This is a genomic window from Anaerostipes sp. AF04-45 (assembly GCF_003461725.1).
Taxonomy (GTDB): Bacteria; Bacillota; Clostridia; order Lachnospirales; family Lachnospiraceae; genus Anaerostipes; species Anaerostipes caccae.
Window position 1 is genome coordinate 300,778 of the sequence record NZ_QTXQ01000002.1, and the last position, 16,078, is coordinate 316,855.

At 38.4% G+C, this 16,078-nt stretch carries 14 protein-coding genes; 1 reads left to right on the forward strand and 13 read right to left on the reverse strand.

Features of this window, described 5'->3' with window-relative positions; genetic code table 11:
* Nucleotides 1–79: 79 nt before the first annotated feature.
* The 10 genes from DWV34_RS04385 to DWV34_RS04430 form a co-directional block, all read right to left on the reverse strand.
* Nucleotides 80–424 carry a helix-turn-helix domain-containing protein gene (locus DWV34_RS04385; RefSeq protein WP_006569051.1) on the reverse strand — a complete coding sequence of 115 codons (345 nt, stop codon included), beginning with the start codon at nucleotides 422–424 and terminating at the stop codon, nucleotides 80–82.
* 341 nt (nucleotides 425–765) lie between these two features.
* A complete protein-coding gene (locus DWV34_RS04390) occupies nucleotides 766–2,049 on the reverse strand; it encodes a glucosaminidase domain-containing protein (protein ID WP_022260898.1) in 1,284 nt (427 codons plus the stop codon).
* A gap of 142 nt (nucleotides 2,050–2,191) precedes the next feature.
* Entirely contained in the window at nucleotides 2,192–3,340 is a 1,149-nt protein-coding gene (locus tag DWV34_RS04395; RefSeq protein ID WP_009290372.1) for a C40 family peptidase, read from the reverse strand.
* Nucleotides 3,341–3,556: 216 nt separating this feature from the next.
* Nucleotides 3,557–4,873, reverse strand: a complete 1,317-nt coding sequence (locus tag DWV34_RS04400; protein WP_022260899.1) for an MFS transporter — start codon at nucleotides 4,871–4,873, stop codon at nucleotides 3,557–3,559.
* A gap of 89 nt (nucleotides 4,874–4,962) precedes the next feature.
* Nucleotides 4,963–6,522, reverse strand: coding sequence for a xylulokinase (locus DWV34_RS04405; protein WP_006569056.1), 1,560 nt, complete (start codon nucleotides 6,520–6,522; stop codon nucleotides 4,963–4,965).
* A gap of 36 nt (nucleotides 6,523–6,558) precedes the next feature.
* The gene (locus tag DWV34_RS04410) at nucleotides 6,559–7,764 is read right to left on the reverse strand and encodes an MFS transporter (protein WP_006569057.1); all 1,206 of its coding nucleotides are present in this window, start codon (nucleotides 7,762–7,764) and stop codon (nucleotides 6,559–6,561) included.
* Nucleotides 7,752–8,801 carry a 2-hydroxyacid dehydrogenase gene (locus tag DWV34_RS04415; RefSeq protein WP_187115072.1) on the reverse strand — a complete coding sequence of 350 codons (1,050 nt, stop codon included), beginning with the start codon at nucleotides 8,799–8,801 and terminating at the stop codon, nucleotides 7,752–7,754. Before DWV34_RS04415 ends, DWV34_RS04410 begins: the two co-directional genes overlap by 13 nt.
* A 23-nt stretch (nucleotides 8,802–8,824) precedes the next feature.
* Nucleotides 8,825–10,792: an oxidoreductase gene (locus DWV34_RS04420; protein ID WP_009290367.1), complete on the reverse strand. Its 1,968-nt coding sequence runs from the start codon at nucleotides 10,790–10,792 to the stop codon at nucleotides 8,825–8,827.
* A 15-nt stretch (nucleotides 10,793–10,807) separates the two neighbouring features.
* On the reverse strand, nucleotides 10,808–11,953 hold the full coding sequence (locus tag DWV34_RS04425) for an iron-containing alcohol dehydrogenase (RefSeq protein WP_009290366.1): 1,146 nt from the start codon (nucleotides 11,951–11,953) through the stop codon (nucleotides 10,808–10,810).
* Between the two features lie 22 nt (nucleotides 11,954–11,975).
* A complete protein-coding gene (locus DWV34_RS04430) occupies nucleotides 11,976–12,617 on the reverse strand; it encodes a class II aldolase/adducin family protein (RefSeq protein WP_009290365.1) in 642 nt (213 codons plus the stop codon).
* Between the two features lie 152 nt (nucleotides 12,618–12,769).
* On the opposite strand from DWV34_RS04430, the gene DWV34_RS04435 reads away from it, so the two are divergent.
* The gene (locus tag DWV34_RS04435) at nucleotides 12,770–14,713 is read left to right on the forward strand and encodes a BglG family transcription antiterminator (protein WP_009290364.1); all 1,944 of its coding nucleotides are present in this window, start codon (nucleotides 12,770–12,772) and stop codon (nucleotides 14,711–14,713) included.
* Nucleotides 14,714–14,807: 94 nt separating this feature from the next.
* Here DWV34_RS04435 and rplT read toward each other — a convergent pair whose 3' ends face one another.
* The 3 genes from rplT to infC are packed head-to-tail and all read right to left on the reverse strand — an operon-like array spanning nucleotide 14,808 to nucleotide 15,926.
* Nucleotides 14,808–15,164, reverse strand: a complete 357-nt coding sequence (rplT, locus tag DWV34_RS04440) for a 50S ribosomal protein L20 (protein WP_006569063.1) — start codon at nucleotides 15,162–15,164, stop codon at nucleotides 14,808–14,810.
* Between the two features lie 30 nt (nucleotides 15,165–15,194).
* Complete coding sequence (rpmI, locus tag DWV34_RS04445; RefSeq protein ID WP_006569064.1) at nucleotides 15,195–15,392, reverse strand: 50S ribosomal protein L35; 198 nt, start codon at nucleotides 15,390–15,392, stop codon at nucleotides 15,195–15,197.
* A 39-nt stretch (nucleotides 15,393–15,431) separates the two neighbouring features.
* Nucleotides 15,432–15,926 (reverse strand): translation initiation factor IF-3, encoded by a 495-nt coding sequence (infC, locus tag DWV34_RS04450; protein ID WP_006569065.1) that lies wholly within the window; start codon nucleotides 15,924–15,926, stop codon nucleotides 15,432–15,434.
* Nucleotides 15,927–16,078: the final 152 nt, after the last annotated feature.

Consider the following 16,078-nt stretch of genomic DNA (forward strand, 5'->3'; position numbering starts at 1 on the left):
ATTTGACTTTATAAGAACATTGGACAGCACAAAAGGTTAGAAAAAGGATGGGCATTTCTGTCTCTGCCCATCCATCTTTCTATTCACCGTCTAACAGTTCCGCAAGCTTTCTGGAAATCTCCAGAACAATCTTTTTATCTCTCGGCCCGCAGTTTTCGATCACCGCGTCAAGTTCTTTCACAAAAACATCCTCTTTCATTTCCGGTGAGTGATAACTGTCCATCAGCAGATAGTCCACAGAAACTCCCAATGCATTGCTGATTTCAACCAGCGTGGGAAGTGAGACTTTTGTCTTTGCCGTTTCAATATTTGAAATATGACTGACCGACAGATCAACTTTCTCAGCTAAATATTCCTGAGTCATGTTCTGTTTTCTTCTCACTTCTTTTATTTTCCGTCCCAGCGCTTCATAATTCATTTTCATACACTACTCCACTTCTTATATATTTATGAATCGGAAGCAGCAAACTCCGGTTTCCATAAATATTTTTTATTTTTACAGTACATTTTCCTGTCTCTATTGTCTCCGTTATTTGTTTTTGTTAGAATAGCTTATATAAATAAAAATTATTTATACAGTTTAAGAAGGTGGTTTTTATGGACAAAAAATACTTATTTAAGTTCTGGCTTCTGTGTACTTTTCTCATCTTTTTTTCCTTTTGCCTGTCATTGTACCAATACAGGCGAAGGGAAAAATGGGCAAAAAAAGTCGTCGAAGGGTGGCGTATAAAATACCGTCCCTTCGACGATGATTCCTCAGGATTTTTATAATCTTTTCATGATCTCATAGCATCGGTTGGTCACATAGCCTGCCCATGTGTTCCCGACACAGTAACACTGATTGACTCCTTTTACTGTGGGGCCGTGGTAATAAGCCCCTCCCTTAACGAGATACTTTTCTTTCAGCAGTTTAGCAGTCATCAGAAGATTCTCTTCCTTTGTCGGTGCATTGATGCCTTTGGCGCTGTCAGATGTGACCCCGTAGCCTGTGAGGTTGTGGTCCTCTCTGGCACGTCTGCTGGTCCCCCATGCGCTCTCATGGATTGCAATACCCATCACCACGACTGCATTGACCCCATATTTCTTCTCACATTTATAAAATGCCGGAGCCTCTTCCTCTAAGGCAGATCCCTTCAGCATCAGGCGAATCTCTTCTACTGACAGGTTGCTTTTCTTCAGAAGATTCATTGGATCAAATACACGGGGCTCATCCGCCTTCAGCTCTTTGATCTGCTTCTTCAGTGTCCTTATCTTTTTCCTGCTTTTTTTCAGTTCTCTCAGCCTCTGCTCCTGTGTTTTGTCACAGTTTAAAATCTGCTGGTCCAGATACTGCTTTAACTGGATCGTCTCCTCATCTTCGATGACATCCGCCACCTTCATTTCACCGGCCACATCAAAATTATAATTTTCTGCGATGTCTTTGAGATAACCGTTTTTGGTCTTTACTGACAGTTCCAGCAGCAAATGATTGACTCTGTGACCGATCTGAGTGTCATTCCCGTCCTTCTTCACCCCGGTCAATGCCACTACACCCGGAATCGCTACACTGCCGCTCTGCTCATTCAGCGCCTGATAAAACTTCTGGATCTCTTCCTTTAACTTATCCGCATGAAGGAGACTCTGCTCCAGGCTTTCTTCCTTCAGGAGCTGTCTTTTTAATTTTTCCTCTCTGGCAAAGGCTGTCTCTGATCTGACGGAAACAGCATCTTCCGGAGCAACGATTTTCTTTTCTTTGTCTTTCTTCTTATCTTTTTTCTTTTTTGATTTCTTCTTAGATTTTTTCTTCTTGTTATGTACTTTTTCTGTCTTTGCTTTGTCCCCCTTTTTCTCTGTGGCAGTCTTTTCTGAAGCCGTTGTAGGTTTGGGCTCCTGTGCTGCCGTCTGTTCTTCTGTAGTCGCCTCTGTCTCTGTTTCTGAAGCACTGGATGATGAAGTCTCAGCAGTCTCCTTTGCTTTGTCCGGTTCTACGGCGTATGCCGGTACCGACACGCTCAGAGTAAGAACGACCATACACAAAATGCCTGCGGCCTTTCTTAAAGCTTTACTCACGATAATACCCCCTTATATATTACCCATGATACATCGGCTGTCATAATTTTGCAACTCTCAGAGCTGATTTCAGACTTTTTTAATAAATCTAAAAATCCCAGAAACTGAAGTCTCCGGGATTTTAATTTTAGATATTCTTTTGTTACTGGATGATCCTTCTTGCACATACAGGAGTCCGATAGAACGCATTTGAGACTTTGATCCCTCCTTTTGGATAAGGAGCTGAATTACTTGCGTGCACAACCTGTCCGCCGCCGATATAAAGGGCTACGTGGTTGATGCCTCCTCCGCTTCCGTAGAAGACCAGATCTCCTGCACGGAGATTGCTTGTGGAAACTGCGACTCCTTCAGAGGCCTGTGAGCTGGATGTTCTGCTGATGCTGTATCCGAACTTGGCCAGAACCTGCTGTGTAAATCCGGAACAGTCGATTCCGTTCGTGAGACTGTTTCCGCCGTAGCGGTACGGGTTCCCCACAAACTGCAGTGCGTAGTTTGCTACTCTTTTGCCTGTGGATGTTCCTGAAACGCCTGCAGATGCCGGAATTGATTTCCTGCTCTGGCTGCTGCCAGTGCTCTGTGTGTCTGCGGAACTGCTTCCTGAGGACTGGACAGAACTCTGAACAGACTGCTGTTCCCGAGCTTCCCGGGCTTTCCTTTGTGCTTCCAGCTTTGCCTGACGTTCCGCCTTTATCTGCTTCATAGATTTTGCTTTTTTAAATTTATATTTTACATCTACATAATCTTTTGAAACATATCCGGTTTCACCATCGACTTTTACCTTTGCCCAGTCGCTGTTCTGTTTCTTCACCTTATAAGTTTCATCCTCGGAGATTAATGTCACAACATCAGCATCCTTAGAAGCTTTTTCCCTGACTCTGAGAGTCTCTGTTGTAACTTTTGCTACCTTCTTTATATTTTTTTCTGCAAAAGCCTGTATATCATCTTCAAAGACAAGATAGTCATTTTTCACATACCCGGTCACATCTCCGGATTTCACCTTCGTCCATTCTGTGCCTTTTTTTACAATCGTTCCAAGTGCTCCTCTTTTCATTTTTCCTAAAATCTTGGAATCTGTATTCGGCTTCTTTCTTATGTTCAAAGTAGAGGAGCTCTTTACTTTCGCAACTACTTTATCTGCATACTTGCTCTGCGCCTGGTTGTTTTCTTTTTTCTGGTCCTCCGCTGCCGGCTTTGCTGTCTCTTTTGGCGCCGCATTTACAGGAGCCGATGTCAATATCATACCTGCCATGGCCACAACTGCGGCAGACAGTTTCATCTTCTTGATAATCATGTTTCCTCCTCAAATTCTAAATGTTACAAAATTGTTAACTTTGTTGCTACAGGTGCTATTATAACACGCACAGCCCCTATGTCAATACTTTTTAAATATTTTCGTAATATATTCGTAATATTTAATCATATTTTGTAACATTGTGGAGAAAGATGGCAGCCGCTGTCACATTATTTAAACTGGCTCCTTTTATTTCCTTTAAACTTATGTAATCTTCTATTGTTTCTTTTCCCCTCCATTTATTAATTCCGGATGTTTCAATTTATCCCATTTCCCTTCCTCTGTTGCTGCTACAATTAGAATGTTAACCAAAAACAAACAAAAGAAAACAATATATGCCCCGGTTAAGCTTCCCGTCAATTTCATAACAACCGCATTTACAACAAAATTAAGACATCCAATACAATAATTAATTGGAAAAATCACACCATTTACTTTTGGATAATCCAACACACCAAAGATAGATGCCGGAAATGATAATGACATATTAGTACTTCCTCCCAAGGAGAAACCAACAATAAAAATGGAAGCATATACTAACGGGGGCCAAAAACTTGCTAATAGATTTAATAAAATCCCAAACGCAAACACTCCGCAGTAAATCATACAAGCCTTTTTTGTACCTATTTTTGTATCGATATATCCAATTCCATAACTGCCTATAATCCCAATTAATCCAGCTACAGTCATTGCTCCAACTGCCATATCTGTTGACAGTCCCAAATACACATTCCGCTGTACAAATTGTGTAATAATTCCGAGTAATCCTAATGTAATAAATCCTGGTACAATTGCCGCAATCCATACTTCTTTACATTTCAGCATTTTAGAAATAGTCCAATCGCTGACATAGTCATCTTTGTCTGATATATCTTTATATTCCGTTTCATATTTTTCTTTCGATACATTATCCGGATACATGCCTGCATCCATTGGATTATCTCTTAAAGTAACAAATGCGTATATTCCTAATACAACTGCTGCCGCCGCAAAAACAGATAAACTAACTTTATATTCTGCCCGTCCTAATAAAAATGTCATCAATGGTGCTAAAACTGCCGTTCCAATATTGGCTCCGATGGTGCTAATCCCATTGACAACACCCCGTTTCCTGGGAAACCAATCTGATTGCATAGGACCCGTACAAAGATAAAAACAACCTTGTCCACAACTAACCATGATACATTGAGAAAGTGCATACATAACAATATTGGCTGCTCTTAAAAACAAAAAATAAAATGTCAGCCCAAAAATGATAAATAAAACTGCACTTACTTTTCGTCCGCCAAAGCGATCACGAAATTTCGCAATAACCAGCATCATTGCTACCCCGACAAATCCTGCAACAGTTCCCATTGCTAAGCAGACTTCATAGTCAAGGCCCGCACCTTTCGCAATCGCCGGCAGTGCAACATTTAATCCATCATTAACGCCTGCGTTTGTAACCAGCATGGCTAAAATTGCAAAAATCATAAGATGCCAGCCTTTTCCAAGATTAAAACTTTCTTTTATAGATATTTTTTTGTCCTTCATTTTTCCTCCTCTGTAACATATAAATATTACATTTGAGTTTCTTAACCGTTTCAATCATTGATTTTAGATGCATCAAAAGACGGAATTTATTAATATATATATTCCATTGTTTCCTTTAACGATTTTAAATTATCTTTTAATGACTGATACATATTTACATAGTAAGGATATAATTGATCATAAACCCGGCTCCAATCCTCTTTCGGACGAACAATGTCGTTTACTTTGATTAATTGCTCTACTGCTTTTGATAAATCCTCAAATACACCCACTTTATACCCAACGATCAAAGCATCTCCGACAGGAACATCTCCTGAGGCTTCATCTAACAAATACACTGGTATATTTAACATTGAAGCTTTAATCTGGGACCATGTATAACTTTTAGCTCCGCCGCCGCAAATTCTTAATATATTTGCTTCTCCGCCTGATTCCTTAACCGTTTCCATGACATTTCTTAAGGCAAATGCTGTTCCTTCAAAGATAGAACGAATGATATCACTTCTCGTTGTATTGATTCCCATTCCGATAAACATGCCTCTTGCTGCTTCATCCCATATAGGGGCTCTTTCACCCAATAAATAAGGGAAGAAGAACAATCCGTTTGAACCAGGTTTTGATTCTAATGCTAATTCATTTAAATAGTTATAAATATTTAAATTATGTTGTTGACAATATAACCTTTCTTCTGCTGCCATTGTATCAATAAACCATTTAATCGCTGCTCCTGTCGTTGTAATTGGGGCGTCAAAAATCCAGGGCATTCCATCAACTGCACATGGTTTTGTAACAACTGGTACATCCGGTTTACTTTGATTTGCACTTCCAACAAAAACCAGAGAACTCGTTCCGGATGATTCTCCTGCATCTCCTAAACGGCTCAATCCTAACGCATACATGGATGCCATTGCATCACTGCATCCGGCTACAACCGGAATTCCTGGAACTAATCCCGTTTCTCTTGCCGCATCGTCCGTAACAAATCCGATAATATCGTCAACTGGTACCGGCTGCGGAAGATATTCATTCAAATTGATTCCTAACACATCGCCAACTTTATCTGACCATTTCATGGTGTTGATGTCTAAACACTGTGTTCTTGATGCCTGATCCACATCCATCGTCAATTTTCTTGTTAATTTAAAATTAATGAAGGAACTGGCCTGTAAGAAACATTGTGTTTGAGCAAAAAGGTCCGGCTCATTGTTTTTAAACCAAAGAATTTTGCTTGGTAAAAATGATACTGACGGCTGTCCGCCCACAATTTGAATAAATTCTTCTTCTCCAATCTTCTGTAAAATTGTATCTAACTCTTTTGATGAACGATTATCTTGATATGTCATCGCATTTCGCACCGGATTTCCATCTGCATCAATTGGCAGCATACTGACCGTATGTGAACTGATAGAGATTCCACGAATTTTATTTGTTATTTCTTCCCCCGCCTGTTCCGCAAGCGAGTGAAAGATTTCTTTTGTATTTTCCCACCATTCATTGGCATCTTGTTCCTGCATATTAGGTTTTGGAATCATAAATTTACTTGGCCGGCTTGCTTCTGCAATTATTTTTCCGTCTTCACCTATGATAATTGCTTTTATATTCGTTGTTCCACAATCCATTCCCAATAGGTAATTCTCTACTTTTATCACTGCATTTCCTCCATCCCATCCGACGTACAGAGTTTTCTATTCTTGTGAATCTAACGCCTGTGCATCTGTAGTTGGCGCTTTTATACATGCTATAATTCCAATAACAGCCAGTGCCGCAGCTGACAATAAAAATCGATTTGAAATATCACTACCTAACATATTGGCTGCAGGATTTACTACATATGCTGATACAAAGTTTCCAACATTATATGAAGCTGATACGATTGCAATCGCCAAAGATGCCTGAACTGCCGGTACCATATTTGCGGCAAATGTAACAGCTCCCGGATTCCGAATTGCAAAACCAAGACCCGTAATTAAAGCTCCTGCACACACAACTGGTAAACTTGTTGAGAATCCAACCATCGCTGTTCCCAACGCCATCATAAGAATTGCTCCGCCAATAGTAAATCGTCTTAAACGCTTTACAACAGATCCTAAGACTAATCCTCCTGCAATCCCTACAATCTGCATAATAGAAGCAACTGTTCCTGCTGTGCTTGCATCTCCGATTCCTTTTCGATCTATGTACATTGAAATATTTGAGTTAAAAGTTGCTACAAAGATGCCTGTTACCAAACATAAAAGTCCAAAATAGACCATTTCTTTTGAGATTCCTGCTTTTTCCTTCTTCTCCTCTTGCTTTGTAACCTCACCTTTTGGCACAGTTGCTAAAACAATCAGAACAATCGGAATACAGATTAAAAATACCAGATATCCTCTTCTCCATCCTGCCATTGCTGTAAACATTCCAGAACCTTTGGCAATCAATGCTCCACCGATACTGACAAAAATGGATTGGAATCCCATAACTCTTGATTTGTCAAGCCCCGTAAAATAATCTGAAATTAAAGATGAACTAACAACTACCACAAAGGATAATCCCAATCCGATAATTCCGCTGGCAGCATATAACATCCATAGTTCTGTATTCAATACCTGTGGCAGCAATGCTCCAGCTAACATAAGGATTGTACCAATAATACCAATATTTTTCTTCGTAATGTGCGGCTCTAAATATGGTTCCAGCAACATTCCCGGTAAACAGATTAAATTAATAATCTGTAATACGATTTGTATTGATGTGTCACTAGCGTTCGGAAAGAACTTTCCGATTTCTGCAAGGATTGGTGCCAATGCACTATTACAGGCCATTGTTAATGACATTACCAATAATCCGGCAGCTATTAATGTTTTATTTTTATTATTTCCCATATTTTTATCCTTTCTCAGCGTTTCCAAATATATTTCCTGTCTTCATCTTTTAAATATGCTAAAACTTCCTGTGACATCATTTCTCCAGACCAATGATCAACATCGGTTGTGAGACCTGCCATATGCGGTGTGCAAACAACATTTCTCATAGAAAGTAACGGATGATTTGACGGAACAGGTTCTTTCCAATAGACATCAATCGCAGCTCCGCCGATTATACCTGTTTCCAGTGCCTCTACAAAATCCTTTTGATCAATAACAGCAGCTCTTGCAGTATTAACAATAATTGCTGTTGGTTTCATTTTTGAGAACCAATCTTTATTTACGATTCCTTTTGTTGAATCCACAACCGGCAGATGAATACTAATCATATCACTTTCTTTTAACATTGTATCTAGATCTACAGCTTTACATCCGTCTGCTTCAATTTTATCAGCTGATAAATATGGATCATATGCTAAAATCTCCATACCAAAGGCTTTTGCCCTTACAGCTACTTCCCGTCCAATTGCTCCGTAACCGGCAACTCCTAATTTCTTTCCATATAATTCAAAGCCAATTCCATAGTCTGTGTAAGGATGATTTTCATCTAATGGTCCCCAAATTACATTTTTTACATCTGGAACATCATAAATATCTGACATTTTCTCTCCAAGATGTTCTCCTTTTTGAAGTCCTGCTGCACTTAATGTCAGTTTTCTTGCCGCCGCTAACATCAGTCCGATATTATATTCTGCAACAGCTACACGATTTCTTCCTGGTGTATAAGATAGTGGAATATTTGCTGCTTTTAATACTTCGTTGTCAACAGTGACTGGCGTTCCTTTTGCAACTCCAATAAACTTCATCCCGGAACTAATCCACTGATTAAGGGTATCTGTTCCGGCATTCTCATCTCCTAAAACAACAATTTCGTATCCGTCACATTCTTCACGTGTCATCTCTTCTGTGACATTTCCTTTTCCGTGTTTCAGTTCTCCTGCAACGGTTACATCACAATATTGCTCAATTTCTTCTAATCGTTTCTCTGGTAATTGTGTACATAATACTAATTTCTTTTTCATCTTCATTTCCTTTCTGTCCTCATTTATACACGCAGTGCTGTATAATAACCCGTGTTAACTGCATCATATATCTTTCCTACTTTTCTGCAGTCTCCGATTACATATGTTTCTTCTACGACTCCATCAAATTGATCAACTTCATCATATGGAGATATAAATCCAAGTGCACAGACGATACTATCTGCTTCAATAAAAATTTCATTTCCGTCTTTTTCACATTTTACTCCTGATGATGTAATTTCTTTCACCATTGTATCAGTATAACAAGCTGCTGATTTTTCAACCTCAGGCATCAATCCTCCTCGATAAAACGAATTCACTTCCTCTGCTATTTCCGATTTCATCTCTATAATACTGACTTCTTTTCCTTCATGGTGAAATCCAACAGCACCTTCTGCACCTACAAGGCCTCCTCCCATAATGACGATTTTTGATCCTAATTTTTCCGGATGAAGTTCCGCATCAATTGCCATAATGACATTTTCTCCATCAATTCCTTTGATTGGCGGCCGGCTTTCTTTGGCACCAATGGCAATCATTAATACATCCGGATTTCGTTCTTTCACATATTCAGGCGTTACTTCAGTATTTAAAATAACCTCTATATCAGCTTCTTTCACACGGCGTTCTAATACTTTAATTAATTTTAAAATATCTTCTTTAAAATAAGCTGCTCCTGCCGGATGTAAATTTCCTCCCAGCTTCTCTGATTTTTCAGCAAGTGTAACCTGATGCCCTCTATTGGCTAATGTTATCGCAGCTTCCATTCCTGCCGGGCCGCCGCCAACAACCAGAACACTTTTCATAATATCCGCAGTTGATTTATGAAGCTTTGCTGCCAACTGTTCTCCCATAATTGGATTAACTGCACATTTGACCATTTCTAATTCGCCTGTTGCCCCAAAACATTCATAGCATCTTAAACATGGTGTAATGTCTTCTGCTCTTCCTTCATATGCTTTCTTTGGCAAATAAGGATCTGCCAGACTTGCACGGCCTAACTCAACCGCATCCGCCTGTCCGGCTGCAATTATATCTTCCATTTGGGCAGGGTCATTCAGTGATCCTACACATGCCACCGGCGTATTTACATGTTTTTTTATTTGTGCTGCCAAATAGACATTGACTCCGCGTGGATAGAAAGCAGAGGGATGAGTACGGCAAAACATATCCGGATCTTCATGATTTCCGCATGAAACATTAATTAGATCAACCTTATCATCAATCATTTGAGCCACTTTAACACAATCTTCTAATCCCAATCCATTGTCCGTAAAATCATCACCTGAAATTCTTGCTTCAATCGGAAAATGTGGTCCTACCGCTTTTCTTACGGCATCTACTGCCATTAGGAAAAATCTTGCACGGTTCTCTAAGGAACCGCCAAATTCATCTTTTCTTTGGTTCATAACCGGAGATAAAAATTGTGAAAACAGCCACCCATGCGCCGCATGCACCTGCACCATATCAAATCCTGTTTCTTTACATAATCTGGCCGCTTCTCCATAAGATTTAATAATTTCATAAATCAACGTTCTCGGCATTTCATGGACTTCTCCCATTGGTGTCATTTCATAACTTGGACCATACGCAGTTTCGCAAGTTGCAACATTCCCTCCAACACTGGCTAATCCGCCATATTTTCCGCCATGTGATAACTGAATATTGGCATATGCACCTGCATTGTGAATTGCCCTTGCCGCCTCATTCATCCCCTGTCTGACCCCAAATGCATCTAATTGTAATTGCTTATTATGGGATTTCCCTGTTTTAGAGTGTATAATTGCTTCTCCATATGTAACAACGCCGGCACCACCCATTGCTTTTTCTTCTAAATAAGCAATCATTTCTGGTGTAAAATGTCCATTCAAATCAATCATGCTGGGACTTGTCGGTGCACAGATAATTCGATTTTTCATTTTAATATTGCCAATGCGCAATGGAGAAAACAAATGTGGATATTGCTTTTTCCCTTCACATTTTCGTTTCATATTTTCTCCTCTTTTTTAAAAAGCCTTCTTCAGAATATTTAGAATATCTTGCTTTGTTATGTTTTGTTTTGGATTGAATCCAAGAACAGGTTCTTTTAATACATCCTCCGCCAGCATATCAAAGTCTTTGTTCTCAATCCCCTGTTCTGACAAAGTCTTAATCCCTAACTGTTTTGTCAATTTCAGCAGCTCTTCTGATAACAAATATTGATCTTTTTGTATATTCCCTGAAAGAGATAATCCAATGGCTTCTGCCATTTTTACCATTTTTTCCGGACAACTGTCTGCATTGTATTCCATTACATATGGTAAAACAGCTGCATTTGCCATTCCATGAGCTAAATGAAAATGAGCACTTAATGTATGGGCAATCCCATGCACCAAACCTAAATTTGCATTAGAGAACCCAAATCCCGCAATCACGCATCCTAACATCATTTGTTCTCTAGCCTCCATATCTTCTCCATTTGCATATACTTTTGGCAGATTTTCGTGGAAAATTTGAAGTCCTTTTAGTGAATGATATTCTGTTAATGCTGTTGCTTCATTGGAAATATAGCTTTCTACTGCATGAGTAATCGCATCCATTCCTGTTGCTGCCGTTACAGAAGACGGCATTGTTTTTGTAAACTCCGGATCTGCAATTACTTTATTTGCTGCTATTTTGTTATCAATGATAACGTATTTACAAACCGCTTTTGTATCTGTCAGCGCAACAACATTCGTAATTTCACTTGAAGTTCCGGCTGTTGTTGGAATTGCAATCAATGGTAAAACCTGATTCTTTACCAATCCCATTCCACCATATTGTCCGATTTCTCCTGGGTTTGTCATAAGAATATTAACTGCCTTTGTTAAGTCAATACTGCTTCCGCCTCCAACAGCAACAAAAACATCAATTTCATTTTCTCTTGCAAGCATAGCTGCCTCTTCCACTGCTTCATTGGTGGGGTTTGGAATCACTCCATCAAAAACTGTTACTTTTACATCTGCTTTTTCAATTTGCTCTAAAATCTTTTCTGCAATCCCTGCGGCCTTTACTCCGCTGTCGTATACAACCATTACACTCTTAGCTTCGTACTCTTTCAATATTCCCGGCAACTCTTTTGCCGCATCTTTTCCAAATATAATATCACTGCTTACATAAAATTTTTCCGCCATCTAAATGCCTCCATCACTATCTTTACACTGCTTTATCCGCTGCAATTAATTCTTTCATCTTCTTTTCCCCTGCTTCCGGCATTGGCTCGTAATTTCCAAGAACTTTTGCATAGTATGTTGTTACTGCCATTTCTTCTGTATAAATTGTGGCATCCATGGCTGACTTCATGTCTTTTCCACAACAAAACATTCCATGATTTTTAATTAAAACTGATCTTCCATCCTCTCCCAGTGCTTCTGCAACTTTATTCGCTGCATCATCACTGCCCGGCATGGTAAAAGGAACAACATGAACCGGTGTAAACTCACATTGAGGCGGTGTAATTGGTCTTAATGATTCATCACCCATTGCCATAATAGTTGCAAACATTGCATGTGTATGAACTGTCGCTTTTACATCCGGCCTCGCTCTAAGAACCGCTGTATGCATTGGTACTTCTGATGATGGTTTGTATGGGCCATCCATCCATTTTCCGTTTAGGTCAACAATGGCAATGTCCTCTGGTTTCATTGTTCCATATGCAACTCCGCTTGGTGTGATTGCCACAACATCATCTTCATCATCTCTTAATGCGATGTTTCCTGATGTACCATTAATCAATCCTTGTTCTACTGCCTGTAAAATCGCTTCTAATACCTGTTTCCTTATTTTTTCATATTTCATTTTTGTTTCCTCCTTTATTTTGTAATTTCATTGTATGCTAATCTTTTCTTTGCCTCAAACACGCTTTTTCCGTTTTATTAAGGAAATTTTTTTGTAATATTTCTTATATTTGATACAATAGAAATAACAAATTTTCTAATTGGGAGGTTACTATGGATACATTATCTCTTTCTCTCCGGCAGCGGCAGCTCATCCATTTTTTACAGCTTCGTACAACTTACACAACCGGAGAAGAATTGGCGGAACACTTGCACGTATCTTCAAGAACAATTCGACATGATATTATCGAAATCAATGATTCATTAAAAAATACATCTATCTGTATTTTGTCAAAACGCCGATGGGGATATTTATTGAAAGCAGACTGCGAAAAGGAATTGAAGCAGCTTCTACATATGACCACTTCTTTTTTATCAAAAGAGGAACGTGTCCGCCATCTTGCTTTTCGTCTGTGCTTAGCAGAAAGCAACTTAAATTTATATGATTTTGAAGAAGAAATGTTTGTCAGCAGGACAACTTTAGAACATGATTTAAAAGAATTACGTGCATCTTTCACACAAAAAGATCCATATATTAAATTAATCAGAAATAAGACGTTTATTTCTTTTGAAGAAAATGAACGAAAAAAACGTTATATTCTGAATCACTTATTATCCGATCACTGGAATTACAGCTCAACAGGAACAATGTACTCCGAAAATTTTTATCTTGATGCAAAAATACTTCGTCTCATCATCCAGGAAACGAATTATTATTTGGCAAAATACCATATTATTGTAGAAGATATCAACATGATTAAACTTAATTTAGCTATTGCAATTATGTACTATCGCATTATTTCAAATCACCCTGTGACAGAAAAAATGGAACTTACCTATGTTGACTCAGAGATTCTTCATCCTGCCAATTGTTTATTAAACTCCCTTGAAAAAAAGCTGAATTGTTCTTTTGGGACAGAAGATCGAAAAGACATTTATCTAATAATCTCCTGTGCACGATTATTAGATGCGAAAAAATTGACATTCAAAACTGTTGACCAGTATTTTGACCCATCCATTCTTAAACTTACTGATGCTTATATTAAACAAATCCAACAGAATTTCCATATTGATTTTTCTGCAAACGAGGATTTTTATATTACAATTTTACAGCATTTTCGCTATTTAAGTTTGCCGCTGCATTATTTTAATGAGATTTCTTTACAGGTAAATGCGGTACGATCCAACATTTTAATTGAATTAGAAATCGCTTACAGTGTTCAGGAATTAGCACACAGTTATTATCAGCGCTATTTGAATGAAACTGAAATATTATATCTGGCATTCTGCATTGCCGGAGCTTTACGCTATTATAATTATACAGTTCCAAAACAAAAAACTGTTGTCATGTGCCATTTAAATTTGCCTTCCATCTGGGATTTAAAGTATCGAATATTAGATAAGTTTAAAGATTATTTAGAGATTACTGAATTATTGCCAATTCATATGAAAGATACCTTTGATTTTTCAGATACAGACTTGATTTTAAATACTTCCGGAAAAGAAATTACGAATGACACAGACTGTCATTGTATCTCTATTTCACCCTTTTTTACGATTGAAGATCAGAACAACGTTAATACTCATATTATCAACCAACAAATTCATCAATTTTATGATGATTCACTCCCCAGCTCTTTAGACTTATTGGAAAATGGATGTTGGCACGAGAGAATTGACACTCAAGATTGGAAATACATAATTGAACTTTTATTCTCCGATTTTTCAGAAAATAGATATGTATCAGAAAACTATTTAGCGGACGTTCTGCAGAGAGAATCTATTTTGTCTTTCTCATTACAGCCTAGTGTAACAATAGCTTATTCAATGAAAGCAAGTTCAAAAACCGTACTTTCTATAGCAACATTAGAACATCGCATCAAAATCAATTCTCATAAAACACGTATTGTCATTTTGGCTGCTTTTCGATTAGAAGAGCGTACAATGTTATTTCGTCTGATCAATGAACTTTTATATAGCGGTGCTAACTTAAACGATTCCAGATTCTTGAAAACAAAAGAAGAATTTCTTGATTTCTTTGAGAGAAACTTAGAATAAACATACTTTCTAATAATAAAACCTCCAAACTGTGTAATTTTACTTACATCAGTTTGGAGGTTTATATAAGCTTTGGGACACTCCCAAAAATATCTTAAGCCAGTTTTCCCTTTGCAACATCAACTAATGCTGTAAATGCTTCCGGATTGCTGATTGCCATCTCAGAAAGCATCTTTCTGTTGATGTCAACTTCAGCTAACTTTAATCCGTGCATAAATTTGCTGTAAGATAAACCGTTCATTCTTGCAGCTGCGTTGATACGTGCGATCCATAACTGTCTGAACTGGCGTTTTCTCTGTTTTCTTCCTGCGTAAGAAGATGTGAGAGCTCTCATAACAGACTGTTTTGCAACTCTATACTGTTTTGATCTGGCACCTCTGTAACCCTTTGCCAGCTTTAATACTTTATTATGTTTCTTTCTTGCGTTCATTCCGCCTTTGATTCTTGCCATTTCTTATAGTACCTCCTTCAATATTCTATCTTATAAATACGGTAAAATCTTCTTCATTACTTTTGCGTTTGTAGAATCTGTCACTGCAGATTTTCTAAGATTTCTCTTTCTCTTAGGAGATTTTTTTGTTAAGATATGGCTCTTATATGCCTTATTTCTTTTTAATTTTCCTGTTCCTGTCTTTTTAAATCTTTTTGCTGCTGCTCTACATGTCTTTACTTTTGGCATGATAATTTCCTCCTTGTACTTTCTTCTTTCTTCCTGGCACTAGTTCTTAGGTGCTAAAAACATAATCATACTTCTGCCTTCAAATTTAGGACGTTTATCAACGGTCGCTACGTCATCTAAAGCTTTTGCAAACTCATCAAGGATTCCCTTGCTGGAATTTACATGAGCAAGTTCTCTTCCTCTGAAACGAAGCGTTACTTTAACACGGGCACCCTTAGACAAAAACTTTCTGGCATGGCTGATTTTTGTATTCAGATCATTTGTATCAATGTTCGGAGACATCCGAACCTCTTTTACCTCAACGGTCTTCTGCTTTTTCTTCGCTTCCTTCTCCTTGCGGGCCAGTTCATACTTATACTTTCCGTAATTGATGATCTTGCACACAGGCGGTTTCGCTTTCGGAGAAATCTTCACCAAATCCAGTTCAGCCTCATCAGCCTTTTTCTGAGCTTCCCTTGCGGACATAATCCCTAACTGTGACCCATCTTCTCCGATCAGCCGTACTTCTTTGTCTCTGATTTGTCCATTGATCATTAAATCGCTAATAACGTTACACCTCCATAAAAAATAAGTGGATAGTCAGACTATCCACTTTACATTCAAGCATGATTATAGAATCAATTTCTTAAATATTAACCCAAGTCACTCTGGTGCTAAGGTGAGAGTGGATACTCTTCTTTCTTGTT